The following is a 25494-nucleotide window of genomic DNA, read 5'->3' as shown; positions in this document are numbered from 1 at the left end:
ATATTATACATCACACATTTATAATATTCATGAAAATACTTTAATATCACATACTATATCTATAATAATAACCATCTAATATCAGATAATAATTTATTAATAAAAGAAATAAATCTTGCACCATCAGCTCCATCAATAATACGATGATTATAAGACAAAGATAACGGTAATATTAATTTTGGTAAAAATTTATTACCATTCCAAATAGGTTTATAAAAAGCTTTTGAAACTCCTAAAATTGCAGCTTCTGGATGATTAATAATAGGCGTAAAAAAAGTACCTCCAATTCCGCCTAAACTAGAAATAGTAAAACAACCACCCTGAACATCTAAAACACTTAATTTTCTTTCTCTTGCTTTCTTAGAAAGATATAATATATTTTGAGAAACATCAAATATACTTTTGTTTTTTACATCTTTAACCACTGGTACTACTAATCCATAAGTTGTATCAACAGCTATACCAATATTAATATATTTTTTTAAAAATATTTTTTTATTGTCTAAAGAAATTGAACTATTAAAATAAGGAAATTTTTCTAATCCTTTTGCAAGCGCTTTTATAATAAAAGACAATAAAGTGATTTTTTTTTCTTGAATATTCTGTACTTCCATATTATATTTTTTGCGAAAATTTTCTAAATCAGTAATATCTACTTCATCAAATTGAGTAACATGAGGTATAGTAGACCAATTTTTAAATAATACGTCTCCAGAAATTTTTTTTACTTTCTTTAATTCTATAGTTTCAATTTTTCCGAAACGACTAAAATCAAAATCTTTTATACTGGCATCATTAATATCAAAAATACCCTCTTTACTAGCAACATCTTGATGTATACTGTGATCAATATTTTTAATATGATTCTGAATATCTTGTTTAGTAATTCTACTTTTCCTGCCAGTGCCTACTACTGTATGTAAATCAATTTTTAAAGTATGTGCCATACGACGAACTAATGGAGACGTATGTATAGTCTTGTGAGTAAAATCAAAACCATTCTCATTAGTATAAATATCTTTTTTACCATTATTTATAATATTATTATTTCCTTCCGGATGCTCTCTATTCTCAACAATCATAATAATAGAATTCTTTTTTACAATATCTGAAATATTTACTTTAATTTCTTTAATCACACCAGAACATGGAGCAGGAATTTCCATAGAAGTTTTTTCGCCTTCTACAACAATCAAACTTTGCTCTTTGAGAATGGTATCATTAACACAAACCAAAATATCAATTACCTCGGCTTCATCAATACCAAGATCTGGAATTTTAATTTCAATATCCATAACTTGTACCTCTTATAATAAACGGGGATTAACTTTTTTAATATCAATTTTAAATTTTAAAATCGCAGTAGAAACCATTTTTTTATCTATAATACGACAATTTGATAATTCTGTTAATGCAGCAATAACAATATAATTTGCATCAATTTCAAAATGTCTACGTAAATTTTCTCTACTATCAGAACGACCAAAACCATCTGTTCCTAATACTCGATACTTTATAGCAGGTATGTAATTACGTACTTGATCAGCAAATAATTTCATATAATCAGTAGCAGCAATTGCCGGAGCACTATTCATAATTTGAGCAATATAAGGTACTTTTGGATTTTCTTCTGGATGTAACATATTCCACCTTTCGCAATCTTGTCCATTTCTTGCTAATTCTGTAAAAGATGTGACACTATAAACATCAGAACCAATATTATAATCATCATGTAATATTTTTGCTGCTTTTTTTACATTGTTTAAAATTGCCCCTGATCCCATTAATTGAATTTTTCCTATTTTTCCAAATTTTGTTGTTAATTTATATATACCTTTAATAATACCTTCTTCAGAATTTTCAGGCATTTCTAACATATTATAATTTTCATTTGTTGTTGTAATATAATAATACACATTATCTTGTTTTTTTCCATACATTTTTTTTATACCATGATTAATAATCACTGCTAATTCATACGAATAAGCTGGATCATAAGAAATACAATTAGGAACTGTTAAAAAATGAATATGGCTATGCCCATCTTCATGCTGTAAACCCTCCCCATTTAAGGTTGTTCTACCAGAAGTTCCGCCAATTAAAAAACCACGTGCTTGTTGATCCCCAGCAGCCCAGCATAAATCTCCAATTCTTTGAAAACCAAACATAGAATAATAAATATAAAAAGGAATCATAGGAAAGTTATTATTACTATATGAAGTGGCAGCAGCTAACCAAGAAGCAGCAGCACCTAACTCATTGATACCTTCTTGTAAAATTTGACCATTTTTATTTTCTTTGTAATACGAAAGTTGATTTTTATCTTGCGGAGTATATTGTTGTCCATCAACATTATAAATACCAATTTTTCTAAATAGTCCCTCCATTCCAAATGTTCTAGCTTCATCAGCAATAATTGGAACAATACGATCTTTTAAATACGATAAATTCAATAATATATTTAATATACGTACAAATGCAATAGTAGTAGAAATTCTTTTTTTTTGTCTGATAATTACAGAATGAAAATCTTTTAGTTCTGGTAATTGTATTTGATTTGTAAATTTTGAATATCTACGTGGAAGATATCCCCCTAATTTTTTTCTTTGATTGTGTAAATAAATATATTCTGCAGAATTCTTATTAAAAGTAATATATGGAAGAGAAGAAATTTGATCTTCAGATATAGGTATTTTAAAACGATGATAAAAATATTTTAATGAATCTAAACTCATTTTTTTAACTTGATGAGCAACATTTTTTCCTTCTGCAACATCCCCCATTCCATATCCTTTAATTGTATGAAATAAAATAACTACTGGTTTTTCTTTTGACTGTTTTGCTTTATAAAAAGCAGAAAATATTTTCTGAGAATCATGACCACCTCTATTTAAAGAATAAATTTCTTCATCTGACATATCTTCTACTAATTTTAATGTTTCAGGATATTTCCCAAAAAAATACTTTCTTATATAAGATCCATCTTGGGATGCAAAGTTTTGATAATCCCCATCTACAGTTTCATTCATTAATTGTATTAATTTTCTACTATGATCTTTTTTAAATAATCTATCCCATAAACCACCCCAAATCACCTTAATAACTAACCAACCAGCACCATGAAATAAACCTTCTAATTCATTAATAATTTTTCCATTGCCATATACTGGTCCATCTAATCTTTGTAAATTGCAATTAATCACGTAGATTAAATTATTTAATTTTTCTCTAGATGCAATAACCATAGCACCTTTTGATTCAGGTTCATCCATTTCACCATCACCTAAAAAAGCATATACTGTTCTTTTACTAGTATTTTTTAATCCTCTATTTTCAAGATATTTTAAAAATTTTGCTTGATAAATCGCACTAATAGGAGTTAAACCCATAGATACTGTTGGAAATTGCCAAAAATTCGGCATTAATTTAGGATGAGGGTAAGAAGAAATACCTTTCCCGAACACTTCTTGTCTAAAATGATCTATTTGTTCATGTGTTAATCTACCTTCTAAAAATGCACGAGAATAAATACCTGGAGCAATATGACCTTGAAAATATACCAAATCACCATCACAAGTTTCATTAGAACCTATAAAAAAATGATTAAAACATACTTCATAAATAGTTGCAGAAGATTGAAAAGAAGATAAATGACCCCCTAAATCTAAATTTTTTTTAGAAGCACGTAAAACCATCATCATAGCATTCCATCTTATAACAGAACAAATTTTATTTTCTATTTCTAAATTCCCTGGATATCGTTCTTCATGTACTTTTGTTATTGTATTAATATAATTTGTAATTGACATATTATTGATAGTATTCATGCCACATTTTTTCATTTTTTCAAGCAAACGATCTAATATAAATTTAGCTCGGTCTAACCCATCGGTCATAATAACGGAAGAAATAGAATCTACCCATTCAAGAGTCTCAACAGGATCAATATCATCATAAAAATTGTTTGACATGTATATATTCCTTATATAATAAATAAAAATTCATATGGTTGTTATATTATAATAAAATAATTGTTATATCAAAAATCAAAAATAAATCACCACAATCATCATATAATAACTTTCATCTTACTGAAGATTAAAAATTTTATTTTCTTGTTCTAATACACGAATAAATGTTGTTCGCTTCGTTAATTCTTTAATATTTCTTGCTCCTACATAAGTACAAGATGATCTTAATCCTCCTAAAATATCCATAATAGTATTTTTTACCGTACCTTTTAATAACACTTGTACAACTTTGCCTTCATCAGTTTTATAACTTTCTATTTTTCCAATATGCAGTTTCATAGCATAATGAGAACTCATCCCATAAAATAACATAAATTTTTTATTATCTTTTTTAACAATTACTCCTTCACATTCATTATGACCAGAAAAAATACCTCCCAACATTACAAAATCAGCAGCAGCACCAAATGCTTTTGCAATATCCCCTGAATTAATACAACCACCATCGCTAATAATCTGCCCATTTAAACCATGCGCAGCATCTGCACATTCAATAACAGCAGAAAGTTGAGGGTAGCCAACACCTGTTTTAGAACGTGTAGTACAAACTGAACCTGAACCAATACCAACTTTTACAATATCAGCACCAGATAAAATTAATTCTTCTACCATTTCTCCTGTTACAACATTGCCTGCACAAATGATTTTTTCAGGAAAATCATTACGTACTCTTTTTACAAAATCTAAAAATCGTTCAGAATATCCATTAGCTACATCTATACAAATATAATTTAATGAAGAAGATAGTGAAAAAATTTTTTTTAATTTTTCATAATCTATATCAGATATACCTGTTGATACCATAATATAATTTAAAAGATTTTTTGAAGCAGTACTAATAAAATTTTTCCAACACGTTAATTCATAATGTTTGTGTATTGCTGTTAATACATGAAAATTCGACAATACTTTAGCAATACTAAAAGTTCCAATTGTATCCATGTTTGATGCAATAAGAGGAATACCAGACCAGATATATTTAGAATACCTAAAATTAAAACTTCGTATTAAATTAACTTCTGAACGACTTTTTAAAACTGATCTTTTAGGCCTAATTAAAACGTCTTTAAACCCTAATTTAATACCCTCTTCAATACGCATCACAATTCCAAATTTTAAAAAATTTACTTCATGATTATTATATTATATAATAACAGAAATAAAAAAAATAGTTAAATTATTTGTATTATAAAATAAAATTTTAAAAACCCATAATTTTTTTTATTATTTTAGAAATTGCTTTATATTGTAATGTATCTAACATAATAGAAAAAATATTAAATGCTTCTTTAATATATTCTTGTTTAGGATCTTTTTGTGCATATCCTCGAAAATGTATTCCTTTTCGTAAATAATCCATAAAAGATAAATGCTCTATCCAAAACAAATCTAAAGTACTTAACATAATAGTTTTTTCAAATTTTCTAACTGTAGAAAATCCAATTTTTCTCTCTTTAGCACAATAAGAATATTTAATAAATTGATAAATTTTTTTACAAAAATCTCTAGGAGAAATATAGTAATAATTACTGTTATTATAAGAAAAACGATATATTATATGAAAATCTTCTTTTAAAATATTGATAATTCTAAAAATTTGTTTTTTTTTTAAAAAAGATTTTTCTAGACAATTTTTATGAATTATTTTACATATATTTATAAATAAATAATTTTTTATTAATACTTTTATATCTTTCATCTCTAATATATAGTTTCTTAAAAAATATATTATATTTCTATGAATATTTAAAATATTATCATATTCTAATAATTGTTTACGAATTTCAAAATTATTATTTTCTATTTTTTTTTGTGCATACAAAATAAAATGATTAATCCAATTATGTTGTATAGGTTCTCCGTATGTTAAATTATATTTTTGAATAATATTTTTTATATTTCTTGGGATAAAAATTTTCATTAAAACATCTTCCATAGATAAATAAAAACGAGAAGAACCTGGATCTCCTTGTCTTCCTGCTCTACCCCTTAATTGATTATCAATACGTCGTGATTCATGTCTTTCGGTACCAATCACATGTAAACCACCAGAAAAAACAACTAAATCATGTCTTTTTTTCCATATTTTTTTTTTTTTTTCATATTCAATATCAGAAGTACAATCTTCTCTTTTTTGTATTTCTCCTCCCAATACAATATCTGTTCCCCTACCAGACATATTAGTAGAAATTGTCACAGCATTTAACTGACCAGCTTGAGAAATAATTTTAGCTTCTTTTTTATAAAATTTTGCATTTAAGACATTATGTTTAATATTTAACTTCGTTAATTGTTGAGAAAGTATTTCTGACTTTTGAATCGATATTGTTCCTACTAATACTGGTCTTTTGTTTAACAGACAATTTTGAATATCTTTAACAATTGCATTAATTTTTTCTTTTTCTGTAACATATAATACATCTGAGAGATCTTTACGTATCATGAGACAATTAGTAGGAATCACAACTGTTTTTATATTATAAATAACTTTAAATTCAAATGCTTCAGTCATTGCAGTACCTGTCATACCAGAAAGATACTTATATAATTTAAAATAATTTTGTAAAGTCATGGATGCTAATGTTTGCGTTTCATGTAATATAGATACTTTTTCTTTAGCTTCTATGGCTTGATGTAATCCATCTGACCATCTCCTATTTGGAACCATACGACCAGTATGTTCATCAACAATAATAATTTTTCTTTCTTTGACAATATAATCTATATCTTTTTTAAAAAAAATATGTGCACGTAAAGCAGAAATAAAATATTTAATCAAGATAATATTATTTACTAAATACAAAGAAGAAGGTGTAGTAATTAATTTATTTTTAACAAGTAATTTTTCAATTCGAATTAAACCTTGATCCGTTAAAATAATTTGTTTAGATTTCCAATCTATAACATAGTCTCCAGAATTTTTTACAAATTGCGCATCATATCCAACCGTTTTAGGAAAATATTTAATTAAGTTATTAATCGTGTTATAAATATTAGTATTTTCATATAATACACCAGAAATAATTAATGGCGTTCGTGCTTCATCAATTAAAATAGAATCAACTTCATCAAGTAAAGCATAATATAAATCTCTTTGAACACGATGTTTTGTATGAAAAATCATATTATCTCGTAAATAATCAAAACAAAATTCACTATTTGTACCATAAGTAATGTCAGAAAAATATGCTTTTTTTTTTAATTCAAGAGAAAGACCAGAAATATTAAGACCCACAGTTAAACCAAGAAATTCAAATAATTGTTTATTTTTTTTCGCATCCCGTGTTGCTAAATATTCATTCATGGTAATTATATGTACACCACGTTCTTTTAATGCATATAAGTATGCAGGTAAAGTAGCTGTTAAAGTTTTTCCTTCGCCTGTTTTCATTTCTGTAATATAATTTTTATATAAAAAAATTCCACCTAATATCTGAACATCAAAATGCCGCATATTGAATACTCTTTTACTAGCTTCTCGAACAGTTGCAAATGCTTCAGGTAATAATTCTTCTAATGACTTTCCATATTTTAAACTTTTTTTAAAAAAAATAGTTTTTTTTTTAATTCTTTATCTGATAGCTTTTGAAAAGAACGTTCTAAATTATTAATAATATTAAGAGTATTTTTTACATGATTAAATATTTTATTATTATTTTTTAAAAAAAAATCAAAAACATTGGCATCCATAGAATTCTCGTATTATTAATTAAGATATAAAATAGTATTTAAAATAAAATATATTATGTACATATAAATTTAATATAATTATAACAATATCAAATATTCTAAAAATAAATAGATGGTATATTAAAATAACTAGGATAATTGATTGTAAATAAATACAAACCATTTGCAATAGCAGTAGGTGCACAAAATAAACGATTTTTTTTTTCTAAAACATATTTTATCCATTCAAAATTTTTTTTCATTTTTCCAATTTCAATTAAACATCCTACAATATTTCGTACCATATATTGTAAAAAAGAATTTGCTTTAATATCAATAAAAACAAAATTATGAAATTTAGAAACATTAATATATACAATTTTTCTATATGTTGTACAAGCTTGACATGTACTAGATCTAAATGAAGTAAAATCATGTTCTCCAAGAATCAATTGACTTGCTTTATACATATTTTCTACATTTAAATTATGATGAATATGTGTTGTTTTATTATAATAAATAGGAGATCGAAATTTATTATTATAAATAATATATCTATAACAACGTGATACTGCACTATATCTTGCGTGAAATAATTGAGATACTTTTCTAATCCATTGTATAGAAATACTATTCGGTAAATAACTATTAATACCAAGTATCCAAGAAATATTCTTACGAATAGCAGTAGTATAAAAATGTATTACTTGTCCTAAGCTATGGACTTTAGAATCTGTTCTTCCTGCACAAAATACTTTTATTTTATGGTTAGCAATAATAGAAATTGCTTTTTCCACTTCTTCTTGAATACTTGCAATACCTGATTTTTGTTCTTGCCATCCATGATAATAACTACCATCATATTCTACACCTAGTGCAAATTTTATAACATGAGTACCGTGATACATAAAAATCCTATAATATAAAATATAAAATATAAAATAAAAAATTACATATGTTCACAATTTATACAATAATTATTTTATTAATAATATATCATTTAAAATAAATATATTTCAAAAAAAATATATCATCAGTATAATAATGCAATAAATATGTATATAAAATATATAAAATACAGAATAATTTCAATGTCTTATATCATACAAAACAAACTATAAATATGATTTCTTCTTCACATATATAACAAATTTCTTATTTTCATGTATGATATTTTTATAGTATATAAATTGTATATTTATACAAAATATTGAATAAGATAATAATTTTTATCATAAAACATAAAAATTTTGATAAGAAAATGAGTCTTTAAAAAATAAAAATGATTGAAATTTTTAATTTATCATTAAGGAAATAAACATTCAATGCAAACCCTTAAATTTGGTGGCACGTCATTATCAAATGCAAAGAAATTTTTACATGTTTCTGAAATTATTAAAAATAAAACAAAAGATACATCAGTATCTGTTGTATTATCTGCTCCAGCAAAAGTAACTAATTATTTATCCGAAATTATTGAAAATATTCAATGTAATCAATCATCAGAAAACATATTTATATCTTTAAAAAAAATTTTTAATAACATTATTTATGAAATACAAAATTTTCAAATACACTTTCCATATCAAAAAATATTAAATAAAGTTAATAATATTCTGCAAAAAATACAAGAAATAATTCAGGATATTCAAAATACACAAGAAGATATCAATTATATTTATGCAAAGATTATTTCTATTGGTGAGCGAATATCCATAATTATTATGAAAGAACTATTAATACTGAAAAATTTTTCTATATTTGTTATTGATCCAATAAAAACAATTATAGCAACAGGAAATCCTTTACATGCAACAGTAGAACTTCAAGAAACACAAAACAATTTTAAAAAAAATATTCCTCTTAAAAAAACAATTATACTAATGGCAGGTTTTATTGCTGGAAATCAAAAAAATCAATTAGTAACATTAGGAAGAAATGGATCAGATTATTCTGCTGCAATACTTGCAGTATGTTTAAATGCACATACTTGTGAAATTTGGACTGATGTAGATGGTGTATATACAACAGATCCTAAAATATCTAAAAAAGCAAAATTATTAAAATCACTATCTTACGAAGAAGCAATTGAATTATCTTACTTTGGAGCAAAAGTATTACATCCAAAAACAATTTTACCGTTATTCAAAAACAATATAAAATGTGTTATAAAAAACACATCTGCTCCAAACAATGAAGGAACAATTATTGAAAAACAACAAAAAAATCATTTAAAAAACAAAATTAAAGGTATCACATATCTTGATAAAATCATTATGGTTCAAATTAAAATATTAAAAACTTATGAAAGTCATGTAATAACAAAAAAAATTTTTTTAATATTTTTTGAATCTAAAATACAGATATTACTAACTCAATATTCACATCTGCAAAATATATATACGTTTTATATAATTGGGGAAAAATATCAAAAAATTCAAGAACTACTATATCATACATTAAAAAACAAAATTGATAATAAAATTATAGAGATTATAAAAATTGAAAAAAATATTAAAGTAATATCAGTGATTGGTAATAATATTAAAAATGACAATAAAATTATTAAAAAAATTATGTATGCTATACAATATAGTAATATGAATAATTTTAATATTATTAATCATATATCTCAAAATTCTATTTCCATTATTACCAATACCAAAAATATTATAAAAAAAATTAAAATAATACACGATCGTCTCTTTAACAAAAAAAATATTCTTGAAATATTTTTAATAGGTATTGGAGGTGTTGGTTCTGCTTTAATACAACAATTTTCAAAACAAAAATTTTGGTTAAAAAACAAAAATATAAAGTTTAAAATATGTGGTATTGCAAATTCAAAAAATATGTTTATAAATCTCCATGGTATTAGACTAGATGATTGGAGAAAAAATTTTTACCAAAATCAAAAACCATTCTGTATAAAAACAATTATTCAATATGCAAAGAAAAAATATTTATATAATCCAGTAATTATAGATTGTACTGCAAGTCAAAAAATATCTGATTCCTATGATAAAATTCTTTCGAATAAAATTCATATTGTCACACCAAATAAAAAAGCAAATACAAATCATTGGAATGAATATAAAAAAATTAGAAAAATAGCTATTAAAGTAAATAAAAAATTTTTATACGAAACTAATGTTAGTGCTGGATTACCAGTCATTACAACATTAAGAAATTTATTTTATGCAGGAGATAAACTCATTAGCTTTCAAGGAATACTTTCAGGATCGTTATCGTATATTTTTGGAAAATTAGAAGAAGGAGTATCAATTACAGAATCTACAAAAATGGCACAAAAATTAGGATTTACCGAACCCAATCCAAAAGATGACTTATCTGGAATTGATGTTGCTAGAAAATTATTAATTATTGCTCGAGAAGCAGGATATCCTTTAGAATTAAAAGATATTGATATTCAACCAATATTACCTAAAGAATTTTTTGATATTAATGATGAAAAAATATTTTTTAAAGAATTACAAAAAATAAATAAAATTTTTCTTGAAAAGTCAAAAAAAGCTAAAAAAAATAAAAAAGTTTTAAGATATATTGGAAACATTCAATCAGGAGGCATTTGCCAGGTTAAACTCATCGAAGTAGATAAAACAAACCCATTATATAATGTTAAAAATGGAGAAAATGCACTTACTATATATAGTAATTATTATCAACCAATACCATTAGTATTAAGAGGTTATGGTGCTGGAAATAATGTCACAGCTGCTGGAATTTTTTCTGATTTATTACAAATATTATCATAATTATTAGGAATATAAATATGATAAAAATTTATGCACCTGCTTCTATCGGAAATATCAATGTCGGTTTTGATACACTCGGAGTTGCTATTTCACCGAAAGATGGAAAAAAGTTAGGAGATTGTGTAATTGTAAAAAAAAATCACACTTTTTCCTTGACAAACATAGGAAAGTTTGCATTTCAACTTCCAAAAAATATTCAAGAAAATATTATTTGGAAATGTTGGAATCATTTTTGTACAATTATTGGAAAAAAAATACCTATTTCAATTCTATTAGAAAAAAATATGCCTATTGGTTCTGGACTGGGTTCTAGCGCATGTTCCATTGTAGCAACTTTAGTAGCTATCAATGAATTTTGCAAAAAACCTCTAAATAAACAACAATTACTGAAATTAATGGGAAAAATTGAAGGTGAAATATCTGGAGAAATACATTATGATAATGTTGCTCCATGCTACTACGGAGGTTTACAATTAATAATAAATGAAAATAATATTATTAGCCAATCAATTCCCTTTTTTAAAAATTGGATTTGGATTGTTGCTTGGCCAGGAATAAAAATATCAACATCACAAGCAAGATCAATATTACCTTTACAATATAATAAAAAAATTTGTATTGAACACAGTAAATTATTAGCAGGATTTATACATGCATCTTATACAAAACAAGAAAAATTAGCATATACATTAATGAAAGATATTCTTGCAGAACCATATCGTATACCATTAATTCAAAATTTTACTAATATCAAAAAAAATATATTAGATTTAGGAGCAATTAATTTTGGAATATCCGGATCAGGACCAACAATCTTTGTAATATGTGAAAATGAAACATCAGCAAATAAAATATCAATATGGTTATCAAAACATTATCTAAAAAATAAACACGGATTTGTTCATATTTGTAATGTAGATACAAAAGGAACAAGAAATATAGGAGTATAATATCCATGAAATTATATAATTTAAAGAATCATTATGAACAGGTAAGTTTTTTAAAAGCAGTAAAAATGGGATTAGGAGAACATCAAGGATTATTCTTTCCAATAGATTTACCTATTTTGAAAGCAAAAGAATTAGATGCCATGATCGAAATGGATTTTTTAACACGTAGTGTTAAAATACTATCTATGCTAATAGGAAATGAAATCAGTATTAACGATTTAAAAAAATATGTATACCACGCATTCTCATTTCCAGGCCCAAAAATCGCTCCAGTGACTGATAATATATCATGTTGTGAACTTTTTCATGGACCTACACTAGCATTTAAAGATTTTGGTGCTAGATTTATGGAAAGAATACTATCTCATTTAAATACAAATAACGAAATTATAACAATTTTAACAGCAACTTCAGGAGATACTGGAGCAGCCGTCGCGCATGCTTTTTATAAATCTAAAAATATTCGAGTGGTTATACTATATCCGGAAGGAAAAATTAGTAAATTACAAGAAACATTATTTTGTACATTAGGGCATAATATTACAACAATTGCAATAGATGGTAGTTTTGATGAATGTCAAACATTAGTGAAACAAGCATTTAATGATCATCAATTAAAAAAAAACACAGGTTTAAACTCTGCTAATTCTATTAATATTAGTAGATTATTAGCGCAAATATGTTATTATTTTGAAGCATATGCATTAATTCCCAAAAAACATCGTAATAATATAGTAATTTCAGTACCTTGTGGAAATTTTGGAAATTTAACAGCAGGTTTACTAGCAAAATCCATGGGTCTTCCTATAAAATCATTTATTGCTGCAACAAACACTAATGATACCGTTCCTAGATTTTTAAAAACTGGAAAATGGAAACCATATAACTGTATTTCCACAATATCTAATGCAATGGATATTAGTCGTCCTAATAATTGGCCAAGAGTAGAGGAATTATTTCACCGAAAAAAATGGAAATTAAATCAACTAGGATATGGAAGTATATCAGATAATGTAACCTGTAAAACATTAATTCAATTAAAAAATATGGGATATATTTCTGAACCACATGCAGCAATAGCATATAAATTACTTAAAAATCAATTACAATCTAATGAATATGGACTATTTTTTGGTACAGCACATCCAGCAAAATTTAAAAATGTTGTAGATGATATATTAAATATTACTGTTCCGTTACCTGAAAAACTAAAAATACCATCTAAATTACCTATATTATCACACTACATGAAACCAAACTTTGAAAAACTAAAAAAAATTTTAATTACATAAATAATTTATTAGAGAAGAATAGCTATTTCTTTCTTCTCTAAAAAATTATACTTTAAATAAAAATTTAATAATGTCTCCATCTTGAACAATATATTTTTTACCTTCTAATCGTATTTTACCTAATGCCTTTGCTTTATTTTCTCCGTTACAATTAATAAAATCTATATAACTAATTACCTGAGCTCTAATAAATCCTCTTTTAAAATCAGAATGAATTTTTTTAGCAGCTTCAAGAATTGTTGTACCTTTATGAATTTCCCATGCACGTACTTCTTTTTTTCCAACAGTAAAAAAAGTTTGTAATTTTAATAAATGATATGCAGAATTAATTATGGTATGAATTTTGAAACTTGTATTTTTTGTAAAATTTAAAAAATTTTTATTTTTTGATACTATAGAATTTTTTTTATGAGATTCTGATAAAATATTAACAGATATAACAGTATTTTTAAAAACAGCATTAGAATTCAATAATTGATTAAAATATTTTATACTATTGTTATTTTCTAAAACATTTGCAAGATATAAAATTGGTTTTAATGTAATAAATTTACAATAATTAATTAACTCTAGTTCTTTTTCATTAAAAAATACTGCCCTAATCATTTTACAATTTTGTAAATTCTTTAAACAAATATGTAAAATCTTTATTTTTTTTTCATGTTCAATATCAATATTATTTTTTTGGTTTTTTAATTTTAATAATTCTTTTTCACAAATTTGTAGATCTGATAAAATCAATTCCATATTAACTACTTCAATATCATATGCAGGTGATATTTTATTATGTACATGAATAATATTAGGATCTTCAAAACAACGTACTATATGAATAATAGCATCAGCTGTTCTAATATGACTTAAAAATTCATTACCTAATCCTGATCCTTTAGCAGCTCCTTTAACCAATCCTGCAATATCTATAAATTTTACGTAAGATGTTACAATATTTTCTGGATGTATAATTTCTGATATTAAAGATAATCGATCATCAAAAACAGGTGAAATGCCAATATTGGGATCAATAGTACAAAATGGAAAATTTTTTGCTGGTATTTTAGATTTTGTTAAAATATTAAATAACGTAGACTTTCCAACATTTGGAAGACCGATAATACCACATTTTAAACTCATAAAGATCCCTAAAATAAAAATATATCACTTTCAATATCATTAATATATTATATAATTAAAAAATACTCACTTTCATAAAAATAATCACAATAAAAATATAATACCAAAAGAATAAATTAATACAATCTATAAATATAAAAAATAATATTTATCATATATGATTAATAATATACAATTTTACATATAAAATTAATAATTCAAAATTTAAATATATATCTTTAAATAATATAATACATGATACGTATTCTCAATAATATCATTATGATTATGTTACATCGTACAATAATTACCAAAGTTAGAATGATATGTAATAAAACTTATCAAATTGTTTATAAAAATAAATAAAAATTTTGTATAAAATATAATATATTTTAACAATTAAAATTAATATATGAATATACAAAAAAAATATAATTTATTAAAAAATAGATTTCGAAATTTTTATCCTGTAGTGATAGATATTGAAACTACAGGATTTGACCATAAAATGAATGCTTTACTAGAAATCGCAGTCATTACATTAAAAATGAATCAACAAGGATGGTTAGAAAATTTAAGAACAATACATTTTCATATTAAACCATTCCTTGGTGCAATAATTGAAAAACAATCTATGATTTTACACAAAATCAATCTATTTAGTTCTTTAAGACAAGCAGTTGACGAAGAATATGCACTAAAATGTATTTTTGATATTGTATCTCAAGATATGCAATATCATCAATGTAAAAAAAGTATTATTGTAGCTCATAATGCAACATTTGATCATAATTTTTTAATGGAAGCTGCTAAAAGATGTAAAATAACCAATAATCCATTCCATCCATTTGTAACTTTTGATACAGCAACATTAAGTGGATTAGCTGTAGGACAAACAGTATTATCTAAAGCCTGTCAATACTTCAAAATACCATTTGATAATCATCAGGCACATTCTGCACTATATGATACTATAAAAACTGCAAAATTATTTTGTAAATTAATTAATCAATGGAAAAAACTTGGAGGATGGCCACCAAAAAAATATTTTAATTATTAAATAAAAAGTATTAGATTAATAAAAATAACATTTTATTAATCTAATTAAATTTTAATAAATAATTAATTTTTCTGTGTTGCACTCAATAAAATTTTTTTTAATTTTCCATTTTCTAACATTTTTAATATAATATCACATCCTCCAATTAATTCTCCTTTTACCCAAAGCTGAGGAAAGGTCGGCCAATTGGAATATTGAGGTAAAAAAGAACGAATATTTTCATTTTCTAATACATCCACATATGCAAATGATACACCACAACTTGACAATGCCTCTACTGCTTTAGCTGAAAAACCACAACTTGGAGATTCTGGAGAGCCCTTCATATAAATTAAAATGGTATTTTCACTAATTTGTTTTTGAATAATCTTTTTTATATGCATAATGTACCTTTTTGTAACAAAATACAAACTATTCATAGTATTATAAAATAAATATTATAAAAATTAAATATTATTTTTATGGAAGTAAGAAATATTTTATTGACTTTTTAATTTAATTAGTATTATTATAATACTATATGATAGAATAGATAGGGGGCTGATATTGGATTCGACAAAATCTTCTAAAAACTATCAGTGCATGCCGAGGTACGGTTGCCTCGATAAAAACCGTAAATTAATAAATGCAAAACAAGAAAAATACGCTTTAGCAGCTTAAAACACTAATAAAGCCCTTTTTGATTTTTAGTACTCTTTTAAAAATCATATACTATAAAGGTTGAATAAAAAGAGTATTCATAATAAATTATTCTCAGAATTTATATGAATTAAAAAACTGAGATAGGTATTTAAATAATATTTTCTTTTATATTAAAATACTAAATCAATTAAAAGAATAAGCATGTAGTACTATAGTATTAGATATTTTGGACGCGGGTTCAAATCCCGCCAGCTCCAAATAAAAATTCAATATTCATATATTCACAATCTTAAATACATGCACAATAAAAAATAAAAATATAACAAATTAAATAAAAATATTAATTACTTAAAAAAAATTTTTAAACCAATCTAATTTCTTTCTTAAAACTTTTAAATAATGATAACTTTTTGGATGAATTAAATTAATATAATATTTACTTTTATAAATAAAAATTTTATTTTCATGTTTAATAGGTAAAATAACCTGACTATCACAACTAATTTCAAAGTTATTCTCAGAATTAAATAACTTAATCATAATAACGGTATTATTATTAATAATAATAGGACGTGATGATAAAGTATGTGGTAAAATTGAAATTATAGATATTACTTCCGAAGTAGGAGATAAAATTGCACCTCCCGCTGACAAATAATAACCAGTAGAACCAGTAGGAGTAGAAATCATTATTCCATCAGAACGTTGATAAAAAGCAAATTGATTATCTAAATACACTTTTAAACTCATCATGTACGATTTTTTGATTGACGATATCATCACCTCATTTACAGCAACACTTTTTTTTTTAATCTTTTGATTTTCTACTGATACTTCTAATAAAAATCGTTTCTCTAAAAAAAAATTTCCTGATAAAATATCAAATAATCCCAAAAACATATTTTTGGGTTGTAAGTCAGTTAAAAATCCTAAGTTACCACAATTAATTCCAATTAGTTTAATAGGGTACGAAGATAACATTCTTGAAACATACAACATATTTCCGTCTCCTCCTATTACAATACCTAAATCACATTGCTCTCCAATCTCCACAAAAGTAAATATTTTAGCAGATTTAATATTAACAAACTTTGAAATACTATATTCAATAACAACATTATATCCTTTTTTTTTTAACCAATTATATAATATCTGATGTGTAAAAAATAAATGTTCGTTACGAGGATATCCTAAAATTGCAATCCATTTAAATTCTATATTCATAATCTACATATTTCCTATTTTCATCTATAAAAATAAAATGTGTTATATGTTATTGAATAAACCAATAAAAAACCTTATAATAAAACATATTATTTAACAGAATAAAAAATCAAATTATATGAACAATAACAAAGAAAATATGCAAAAAGAATCAAAAGTACAAAAACAACATCTAAAAATTCAAATACAAATATTAAAAGAAAAACTTTTAGTATTAAAAAAAAAAAAAAAAGAACTTCAATTACGAAAACAAGCAAATACTGAAAACATAAAAAAAAAATCTGAAAATAAAATGTTGCAATTACAAAAAGAGAATTTAAGCGTTTTCATAAAAAAAATATCTAATATAATTAATAAATTCAAGAATATATTTGAAATAGCAAAAAAACAAAAAATAGAACAACACTCTATTATAGAAGGTATTAAACTAACAAAAAAATCACTATCTAATAATATTCAAGTATTCCAAAAAAAAATAAACAATAATGATATCAAATAAAAATTTTATTACCAAAAAATAGGAATTTTATTGTGCAATAATAAAATTTTATTGATTTCCGAAAAATGCCGACAACCAAAAAACCCTAAATTTGCTGAGTATGGAGAAGGATGTGCAGCACACAACACATAATGTCTATTATGATTAATAATATACGATTTTTGTTGAGCATACTTTCCCCATAATACAAAAATAATATTATCCAAATATTTACTAATATAATAAATAATAGCATCAGTAAAATCAGACCAACCATACAATATGTGCGATTTTGGCTTTCCTAATTCAACAGTTAAAATACTATTTAATAATAAAACACCTTGATGAGCCCAATGATATAAACATCCATGATCGTAATAATTTTTCGGTAAAAGTAAATCATTAATAATCTCCTTATAAATATTTTTTAAAGAAGGAGGAATTTTACAATTATAATTTACTGAAAAAGATAGTCCATTTGCTTGGTTTCGTTGATGATATGGGTCTTGTCCGATAATAACAATTTTTATTTTATGAAAAGGAGTATAATAAAAAGCGTTAAAAACATTTTCCTTACTTGGAAAAATCATTGTACTTAGTCGTTTTTTATTAACTCTATGTAATATTTTGAATAATTTATTTTTTTCTTTGTAAAATAAATCTTTCCAATTAAAAATAATATTGTTCATAACTTGACCATACATATATTTTTAAAAAATACTAAAAGACATTTTTGTAATTCATATAATATCAAATATAATAAATTATAGTATATGATTTTCCATATTCATATTAAAGAGGAAAAATGAATTTAGTAACCCAAACAGCACCTAACTTTGTCGCTCCAGCAATATTAAAGAATGGTAATATTATTAATGAATTTAATTTTAAACAAAATATTAAAAATCAATTTACTGTATTATTTTTTTGGCCAATGGATTTTACTTTTGTATGCCCAACAGAAATTATTTCATTTAACGAATTATATCCTGAATTTAAAAAAAGAAACACAGAAATTATTGGAGTTTCTAAAGACTCTGTTTTTGTACATAAAGCATGGCAAAATCTTTCTATTCAGAAAGGTGGAATTGGAAAAATTAATTATACTATGGTTTCAGATATTAAAGGAGAAATACAAGATTCATATGATGTTACACATCCTAACATGGGAATTGCATTAAGAGCAACATTTGTAATTGATAAAAATTGGATTATTCGACATCAAGTTATTAACGACTTACCATTTGGAAGAAATATTAAAGATATTCTAAGAATGGTAGATGCTATTACATTTCATGAAAAACATGGAGATGTCTGTCCAGCAAATTGGGAAACCGGAAAAACTAGTATACATCCATCTGAAGAAGGACTAAAAAAATACTATCAGTAAATATATAATTTATTAAAACCAGTAATAAAATCTTTTATTCTGGTTTTAATAATTTTAAAAACTATAAGATTATATTATTCCATTTATAAACCAAAATAATCTGTATCATCTTCTATGTCTGAAACATTATTATCAAAGTCTTCTACATCATCATGATCACTCGTATCTGGTGTATCATTATTTACAGAATCATTTAAATGATGTGAACCTACAAAATTATTATGAACAGGATCAATATTAGTATGATTTTCAGAATCTTGAGTATGATCACTATTGATATCTTGCGTGTTATGGTTTAAATCCTGCCCATGATGAAAAAAATCAGATAACATATTTCCTGCAACAATTCCTCCAGCAACACCTACTGCTGTTTGTAAAGCATTTCCAAGAAAACTAGATATTTTATTGGTATTATGAACAGGTTGATTTGCATGATGAGTATAACTATTTTTTAAATCTTGAGAATCATTTTGTACATTTTGGTTAGAAAATATATTTTTTTTATTTAATACATCATCTCTTCTAACAGAATTTGCAATATTATTTTTTACCTCACCAGATAAAAATTCAGAACGATAATTCATTTTACATATTTTATTTTCCAAATTTTTAATTTTTTCAGTTAATTCTTTAATAATAATATCTTGTACTAATAAAGTTTGTACCATATAATAAGTGGCATTACGATGATTTTTTAATAAATCATCAATCATCTTTTCTGCCGCAGAATCCTTTTCAGGAGTTTGATTTTCAATATTACGTAATTTATTAAATAATTCTATAATTAATAATTTTTCTGTATCTTTCATAAATATCCTATAATATAAATAATATTTTTCTAAGTGTTTAAAATTATAAAATACACTATTATTAAAATAATAATTATAAAAATAAAATTATTATTTTTTGATTTCATGTATTATGTTTAATATAAAATCATTATATATTCAATAAAATTATATATTTAATTTTAAGAGAAAATCAATATATGCAAGATATTCCTAAGAATATTCAAAAAATTGATATTGAAAAAGAATTGAAATCTTCATATTTAGATTATGCAATGTCTGTAATTGTAGGAAGAGCATTACCAGATGTTAGAGATGGATTGAAACCAGTACATAGAAGAATATTATTTGCAATGAAAATTTTAGGTAATGATTGGAATAAACCATATAAAAAATCTGCTCGTGTAGTAGGTGATGTTATTGGAAAATATCATCCACATGGAGATTCCGCAGTTTATGATGCTATAGTTAGAATGGCACAAAATTTTTCATTAAGATATGTATTAATCGAAGGACAGGGTAATTTTGGTTCCATAGATGGTGATTCAGCAGCTGCTATGCGATATACAGAAATTAGAATGTCAAGAATAGCACATGAATTATTAGAAGATTTAGATAAAAATACCGTAGAATTTTTACCAAACTATGACGAAACAGAAAAAATACCAGAAATTCTACCAACTAAAATACCTAACTTATTAATTAATGGATCATCAGGTATTGCAGTAGGGATGGCAACTAATATTCCACCACATAACCTTAACGAAGTCATTAATGCTTGTTTAGCATATATTAATAACAAAAATATTTCATTAAAAGAACTGATGTACTATTTACCAGGTCCAGATTTTCCAACATCTGGTATTATTAGTAATGCTGAAGGTATTGAAAACGCATACCGCACTGGAAAAGGCAAAATTTATATTCGTGCTAGATATACAATTGAAAAACACTTTAAAAATAAACGAGAATCCATTGTAATATACGAATTACCTTACCAAGTTAATAAAGCAATTTTAATGGAAAAAATTGCAGAATTAATCAAAGAAAAAAAAATTGAAGGTATTCATACATTAAGAGACGAATCTGATAAAGAAGGTATGAGAATTGTCATTGAAATTAAAAAAGATGTTATAAAAGAAATATTATTAAATAAATTATATGTACTAACCCAGATGCAAATATCATTTGGAATTAATATGGTAGCATTATACCATGGACAACCCAAAGTCATGTCTTTAAAAGATATACTAAAATGTTTTATATTACATAGAGAAAATATTATTACGAGACGTAGTATATTTGAATTAAAACGCGCTAAAAAAAAAGCACATATTTTACAAGGATTATCGATTGCAATAAAAAATATTGATCATATTATTCAAATTATTAAAGAATCTAAAACACAAAAAATAGTAAAAGAAAAATTATTATTAAAAAAATGGAAAATGCATGAAAAAATCTTTTATAATCACTTCATAGATGATCAAAAACAACAAAATAATAATTCTGATAATCAATATAAATTTAGTGAAATACAAATTCAATCTATTTTAGAATTAAAATTACATAGATTAACAAATCTAGAAAATAAAAAAATTATTGAAGAATATAAAGAACTATTAAAAAAAATTTCTTCATTATCAAAAATTTTAAATAATCATCAAAATCTATTACATAGTATAACAAAAGAACTTAAAAGTATTCAAAAAAAATTTGGAGACAATAGAAAAACAGAAATTATTCAAAATAATACTGAAGTCAATATTGAAGATATGATTACAAAAGAAGATGTAGTAGTTACTTTATCTCATTCAGGATATGTAAAATATCAACCATTATCAGATTATGAAGCACAACATCGTGGTGGTAAAGGACGTTCTACAGCAAAAATAAAAGAAGAAGATTGTATAGAAACATTGTTAGTAGCTAATACACATGATACGATTTTATGTTTTTCAAATCAGGGAATTTTATATAGAATGAAAGTGTATCAATTACCAGAATCCAGTAGGCACGCCCGCGGAAAACCAATTATTAATTTAATTCCTTTAAATCACAAAGAAAGAATTACAGCTATTTTAAACCTAAATAAAATTATAAAAAACAAAAACGTTTTTATGTCAACAGCATACGGAATTGTAAAAAAAACTTCTCTAAATACTTTTAAAAAACCAAGATCTACAGGGATGATAGCAATTAATCTAAAAGAAGGTGATGAATTGATTGGAGTAGCACTAACAAATGGTATGAATAATATTATGCTATTTAGCAAACAAGGTAAAGTAGTACATTTTTCTGAAAAAACAGTGCGAAAAATGGGAAGAACAGCATATGGAATTAAAGGTATTAATATAGATCAAAATGATCAAGTAGTATCATTATTAGTACCACATCAAGATGGAACTATCCTAACAGTCACAGAAAATGGATATGGAAAAAAAACTCAAATACAATATTTTCCAATAAAATCTAGAGCTATTAAAGGTATTCGATCTATTAAAATTACTAAAAAAAATGGTGTTGTAATTAGCGCAATACAAGTAATAGAATCTGATCATATTGTAATTATTACTAATGCTGGTACACTAGTACGAATTAGAGTAGCAGAAATTAGAATATTAGGTAGAAACACACAAGGTGTTATTTTGATAAGAACTACGAAAAATGAAAAAGTAGTAGCAGTACAAAAAATTTCTAAAAATAATATTAAAACATCTTATTAAATATATTGAACTTTATTATCTTGAAAATAAAAAATTAGGTTTTTATGATAAATCAAACATTATTAGTAGAAAAAAAAAATGGAAAAAAAGAACCCATAAATTTAAATAAAATTAAAAAAGTACTCCAATGGTCAGCAAAAGGATTAAATTCTATTTCAATATCTCGAATAATATCACATGCTCAAATACAATTTTATCATAATATTACAACTATACAAATTCATGATATTATAATAAAAGTCACTGCAGACCTGATTTCACAAGAAAATCCGGATTATCAATATATGGCAGCAAGATTATCTATTTTAATGCTTAGGAAAAAAGCATATGGTAACTTTAACCCACCTACTCTATATAAACACGTTAAAAAAATGGTACAATTAAAAAAATATGATCATGAATTGCTTAAAAAATATTCAAAAGAAGAATATCACATTATGGATAGTTTTATTGATCATACACGTGATATGAATTTCTCTTATTCTGCAGTCAAGCAATTAGAAGGAAAATATTTAGTACAAAATAGAGTTAATGGAAAAATTTATGAAAGTGCTCAATTTTTATACATTCTGATATCCGCATGTTTATTTTCTAACTATCCCCACCATACAAGAATGCAATATATTAAAGATTTTTATAATGCTATTTCTACATTTAAAATTTCTCTACCAACACCTATTATGTCTGGAGTACGTACTCCCACTAAACAATTTAGTTCATGTGTACTTATTGAATGTGCAGACAGTTTAAATTCTATTAACGCTACTGCAAGTTCTATTGTAAAATATGTTTCACAACGCGCTGGAATTGGAATTAACGTAGGGCAAATACGAGCTATCGGTAGTTCTATTAGAAATGGAGAAAACTTTCATACAGGATGCATACCATTTTATAAGCATTTCCAAACTGCAGTAAAATCATGCTCCCAAGGAGGAGTACGAGGTGGAGCAGCTACATTATTTTACCCTATATGGCATTTAGAAGTAGAAGATCTGATTATTTTAAAAAATAATAGAGGTATTGAGGAAAATAGAGTACGACACATCGATTATTGTGTACAAATTAATAAAATCATGTATCAAAGAATGATAAATCAAGAATATATTACATTATTTAGTCCATCAGATGTTCCAGGATTATATGATTATTTTTTTTCTGACCAGAAAAAATTTCAAGAATTATATATAAAATACGAAAAAACAAAAAACATTCGAAAAAAAAAAATTAAAGCTATTCATTTATTTTCATTAATTATGCAAGAAAGAACTTCTACTGGTAGAATTTATATACAAAATGTAGATCATTGTAATTCACATAGTGCTTTTAACCCAAAATATGCACCTATCAAACAATCAAATTTATGTCTAGAAATTACATTACCAACAAAACCCATTTATGACTTAAATGATCAAAATGCTGAAATTGCATTATGCATATTATCTGCGATTAATTTAGGAAAGATTAAAAATCTATCTGAATTAAAAAAAATATCCGAAATATTAGTAAGAGCATTGGATGAAATAATTGATTATCAAGAATATCCTATACTTGCTGCAAAAAATAGTGCAAAAAATAGACGTCCTTTAGGTATTGGTGTTATAAATTTTGCATACTATTTAGCAAAAAATAATGTTCGCTATTCTGACGGTAGCGCTAATATATTGACACATACTACCTTCGAGCATCTTCAATATTATTTATTAACAGCATCTTGTAAATTAGCAAAAGAAAAGGGATCTTGTTCTTTATTTTATCAAACAAATTATTATAAAGGGTTATTACCAATAGATACTTATAAAAAAGATTTAGATAATATATGTAATACTCCACTCCAATTAAATTGGAATAAATTAAGAAAGAACATTAAAAAATATGGATTAAGAAATTCAACACTATCAGCAATCATGCCTTCTGAAACATCCTCACAAATTTCTAATGCAACAAATGGAATTGAACCACCAAGGGGATATATTACTATTAAAGCATCCAAAGATGGGATGCTCAAACAAGTCGTTCCAGAATACCAAAAATTAAAAAAACAATATGAATTGTTATGGAGTCTTCCAAATAATATTGGATATTTAGAATTAATTGGAATTATGCAAAAATTTATCGATCAATCCATTTCAGCAAATACAAATTATGATCCAAAAAAATTTTTTAATAATAAAATACCAATAAAAGTACTACTAAAAGAATTGTTAATAGCATACAATTTAGGAATAAAAACGTTATATTATCAAAATACTAGAGATGGCGTACAAGAACAAGAAAATAATATACGTAAAAAAAATAATCATTGTAATAATGGATCGTGTATCCTATAAATATATATCTTAATATTAATATATTTTC

The 25494-nt window shown here is 24.6% G+C and carries 19 protein-coding genes and 1 other RNA gene; 9 read left to right on the top strand and 11 right to left on the bottom strand.

The features are described 5' to 3' along the window. Positions 1-59: 59 nt before the first annotated feature. The 6 genes from AB4W53_RS00755 to truA all read right to left on the bottom strand — a co-directional run bounded on the left by AB4W53_RS00755 (position 60) and on the right by truA (position 8608). Positions 60-1295, bottom strand: a complete 1236-nt coding sequence (locus tag AB4W53_RS00755) for a 2-oxo acid dehydrogenase subunit E2 (RefSeq protein ID WP_367672046.1) — start codon at positions 1293-1295, stop codon at positions 60-62. Between the two features lie 12 nt (positions 1296-1307). Further along, on the bottom strand, positions 1308-3971 hold the full coding sequence (gene aceE, locus AB4W53_RS00750; protein ID WP_367672044.1) for a pyruvate dehydrogenase (acetyl-transferring), homodimeric type: 2664 nt from the start codon (positions 3969-3971) through the stop codon (positions 1308-1310). A 117-nt stretch (positions 3972-4088) separates the two neighbouring features. Next, a complete protein-coding gene (locus tag AB4W53_RS00745) occupies positions 4089-5132 on the bottom strand; it encodes a GMP reductase (protein ID WP_367672043.1) in 1044 nt (347 codons plus the stop codon). A 100-nt stretch (positions 5133-5232) separates the two neighbouring features. After that, the gene (gene secA / locus AB4W53_RS00740; RefSeq protein ID WP_367672121.1) at positions 5233-7584 is read right to left on the bottom strand and encodes a preprotein translocase subunit SecA; all 2352 of its coding nucleotides are present in this window, start codon (positions 7582-7584) and stop codon (positions 5233-5235) included. Then, positions 7563-7721 carry a hypothetical protein gene (locus AB4W53_RS00735; RefSeq protein ID WP_367672042.1) on the bottom strand — a complete coding sequence of 53 codons (159 nt, stop codon included), beginning with the start codon at positions 7719-7721 and terminating at the stop codon, positions 7563-7565. Before AB4W53_RS00735 ends, secA begins: the two co-directional genes overlap by 22 nt. Positions 7722-7819: 98 nt before the next feature. Continuing rightward, positions 7820-8608: a tRNA pseudouridine(38-40) synthase TruA gene (truA, locus tag AB4W53_RS00730; RefSeq protein ID WP_367672041.1), complete on the bottom strand. Its 789-nt coding sequence runs from the start codon at positions 8606-8608 to the stop codon at positions 7820-7822. Positions 8609-9025: 417 nt separating this feature from the next. Here truA and thrA point away from each other — a divergent pair, with 417 nt between their 5' ends. From thrA to thrC, 3 genes are read left to right on the top strand one after another with little or no spacing between them, the layout of a single operon-like run. After that, positions 9026-11476: a bifunctional aspartate kinase/homoserine dehydrogenase I gene (thrA, locus tag AB4W53_RS00725; RefSeq protein ID WP_367672040.1), complete on the top strand. Its 2451-nt coding sequence runs from the start codon at positions 9026-9028 to the stop codon at positions 11474-11476. Positions 11477-11493: 17 nt separating this feature from the next. Then, the gene (thrB, locus tag AB4W53_RS00720) at positions 11494-12426 is read left to right on the top strand and encodes a homoserine kinase (RefSeq protein ID WP_367672039.1); all 933 of its coding nucleotides are present in this window, start codon (positions 11494-11496) and stop codon (positions 12424-12426) included. Positions 12427-12431: 5 nt separating this feature from the next. After that, the gene (thrC, locus tag AB4W53_RS00715) at positions 12432-13718 is read left to right on the top strand and encodes a threonine synthase (RefSeq protein ID WP_367672037.1); all 1287 of its coding nucleotides are present in this window, start codon (positions 12432-12434) and stop codon (positions 13716-13718) included. Between the two features lie 45 nt (positions 13719-13763). Here thrC and ychF read toward each other — a convergent pair whose 3' ends face one another. Then, positions 13764-14852 carry a redox-regulated ATPase YchF gene (ychF, locus tag AB4W53_RS00710; protein WP_367672036.1) on the bottom strand — a complete coding sequence of 363 codons (1089 nt, stop codon included), beginning with the start codon at positions 14850-14852 and terminating at the stop codon, positions 13764-13766. 391 nt (positions 14853-15243) lie between these two features. On the opposite strand from ychF, the gene rnt reads away from it, so the two are divergent. Then, positions 15244-15891 carry a ribonuclease T gene (gene rnt / locus AB4W53_RS00705; RefSeq protein WP_367672035.1) on the top strand — a complete coding sequence of 216 codons (648 nt, stop codon included), beginning with the start codon at positions 15244-15246 and terminating at the stop codon, positions 15889-15891. Between the two features lie 62 nt (positions 15892-15953). On the opposite strand, the gene grxD is transcribed toward rnt, so the two are convergent. Continuing rightward, positions 15954-16274 (bottom strand): Grx4 family monothiol glutaredoxin, encoded by a 321-nt coding sequence (gene grxD / locus AB4W53_RS00700; RefSeq protein WP_367672033.1) that lies wholly within the window; start codon positions 16272-16274, stop codon positions 15954-15956. Between the two features lie 153 nt (positions 16275-16427). Between grxD and ssrA the strand changes: the two genes are divergently transcribed. Beyond that, positions 16428-16791, top strand: a transfer-messenger RNA (tmRNA) gene (gene ssrA, locus AB4W53_RS00695). A gap of 90 nt (positions 16792-16881) precedes the next feature. On the opposite strand, the gene AB4W53_RS00690 is transcribed toward ssrA, so the two are convergent. Continuing rightward, positions 16882-17757: an NAD(+)/NADH kinase gene (locus tag AB4W53_RS00690; RefSeq protein WP_367672032.1), complete on the bottom strand. Its 876-nt coding sequence runs from the start codon at positions 17755-17757 to the stop codon at positions 16882-16884. Positions 17758-17875: 118 nt separating this feature from the next. On the opposite strand from AB4W53_RS00690, the gene grpE reads away from it, so the two are divergent. Further along, positions 17876-18256: a nucleotide exchange factor GrpE gene (grpE, locus tag AB4W53_RS00685; RefSeq protein ID WP_367672031.1), complete on the top strand. Its 381-nt coding sequence runs from the start codon at positions 17876-17878 to the stop codon at positions 18254-18256. An 8-nt stretch (positions 18257-18264) separates the two neighbouring features. Here the strand turns inward: grpE and ung are convergent, their stop codons facing one another. Continuing rightward, complete coding sequence (gene ung, locus AB4W53_RS00680; RefSeq protein WP_367672120.1) at positions 18265-18915, bottom strand: uracil-DNA glycosylase; 651 nt, start codon at positions 18913-18915, stop codon at positions 18265-18267. A gap of 125 nt (positions 18916-19040) precedes the next feature. Between ung and AB4W53_RS00675 the strand changes: the two genes are divergently transcribed. After that, positions 19041-19625: a peroxiredoxin gene (locus AB4W53_RS00675; RefSeq protein ID WP_367672030.1), complete on the top strand. Its 585-nt coding sequence runs from the start codon at positions 19041-19043 to the stop codon at positions 19623-19625. An 83-nt stretch (positions 19626-19708) separates the two neighbouring features. On the opposite strand, the gene AB4W53_RS00670 is transcribed toward AB4W53_RS00675, so the two are convergent. Continuing rightward, positions 19709-20434, bottom strand: coding sequence for a DUF2076 domain-containing protein (locus AB4W53_RS00670; protein WP_367672029.1), 726 nt, complete (start codon positions 20432-20434; stop codon positions 19709-19711). Positions 20435-20613: 179 nt separating this feature from the next. Here AB4W53_RS00670 and gyrA point away from each other — a divergent pair, with 179 nt between their 5' ends. Then, positions 20614-23139: a DNA gyrase subunit A gene (gyrA, locus tag AB4W53_RS00665; protein ID WP_367672028.1), complete on the top strand. Its 2526-nt coding sequence runs from the start codon at positions 20614-20616 to the stop codon at positions 23137-23139. A 47-nt stretch (positions 23140-23186) separates the two neighbouring features. Next, positions 23187-25466, top strand: a complete 2280-nt coding sequence (gene nrdA / locus AB4W53_RS00660; protein ID WP_367672119.1) for a class 1a ribonucleoside-diphosphate reductase subunit alpha — start codon at positions 23187-23189, stop codon at positions 25464-25466. The last annotated feature ends 28 nt before the right edge of the window (positions 25467-25494 follow it).

Origin of the sequence: Buchnera aphidicola (Myzocallis carpini) (assembly GCF_964059025.1) — a bacterium.
Taxonomy (GTDB): Bacteria; Pseudomonadota; Gammaproteobacteria; order Enterobacterales; family Enterobacteriaceae; genus Buchnera_L; species Buchnera_L aphidicola_AK.
Note: the sequence above shows the minus strand (reverse complement) of the source record. Positions and strands in the feature narration are given on the sequence as shown.

Bases quoted from the DNA above. Each gene is read 5' to 3' on its own strand.
- AB4W53_RS00755 (WP_367672046.1), bottom strand. From the start codon at position 1,295: ATGGATATTGAAATTAAAATTCCAGATCTTGGTATTGATGAAGCCGAG.
- aceE (WP_367672044.1), bottom strand. From the start codon at position 3,971: ATGTCAAACAATTTTTATGATGATATTGATCCTGTTGAGACTCTTGAA.
- AB4W53_RS00745 (WP_367672043.1), bottom strand. From the start codon at position 5,132: ATGCGTATTGAAGAGGGTATTAAATTAGGGTTTAAAGACGTTTTAATT.
- AB4W53_RS00735 (WP_367672042.1), bottom strand. From the start codon at position 7,721: ATGGATGCCAATGTTTTTGATTTTTTTTTAAAAAATAATAATAAAATA.
- truA (WP_367672041.1), bottom strand. From the start codon at position 8,608: ATGTATCACGGTACTCATGTTATAAAATTTGCACTAGGTGTAGAATAT.
- thrA (WP_367672040.1), top strand. From the start codon at position 9,026: ATGCAAACCCTTAAATTTGGTGGCACGTCATTATCAAATGCAAAGAAA.
- thrB (WP_367672039.1), top strand. From the start codon at position 11,494: ATGATAAAAATTTATGCACCTGCTTCTATCGGAAATATCAATGTCGGT.
- thrC (WP_367672037.1), top strand. From the start codon at position 12,432: ATGAAATTATATAATTTAAAGAATCATTATGAACAGGTAAGTTTTTTA.
- ychF (WP_367672036.1), bottom strand. From the start codon at position 14,852: ATGAGTTTAAAATGTGGTATTATCGGTCTTCCAAATGTTGGAAAGTCT.
- rnt (WP_367672035.1), top strand. From the start codon at position 15,244: ATGAATATACAAAAAAAATATAATTTATTAAAAAATAGATTTCGAAAT.
- grxD (WP_367672033.1), bottom strand. From the start codon at position 16,274: ATGCATATAAAAAAGATTATTCAAAAACAAATTAGTGAAAATACCATT.
- AB4W53_RS00690 (WP_367672032.1), bottom strand. From the start codon at position 17,757: ATGAATATAGAATTTAAATGGATTGCAATTTTAGGATATCCTCGTAAC.
- grpE (WP_367672031.1), top strand. From the start codon at position 17,876: ATGAACAATAACAAAGAAAATATGCAAAAAGAATCAAAAGTACAAAAA.
- AB4W53_RS00675 (WP_367672030.1), top strand. From the start codon at position 19,041: ATGAATTTAGTAACCCAAACAGCACCTAACTTTGTCGCTCCAGCAATA.
- AB4W53_RS00670 (WP_367672029.1), bottom strand. From the start codon at position 20,434: ATGAAAGATACAGAAAAATTATTAATTATAGAATTATTTAATAAATTA.
- gyrA (WP_367672028.1), top strand. From the start codon at position 20,614: ATGCAAGATATTCCTAAGAATATTCAAAAAATTGATATTGAAAAAGAA.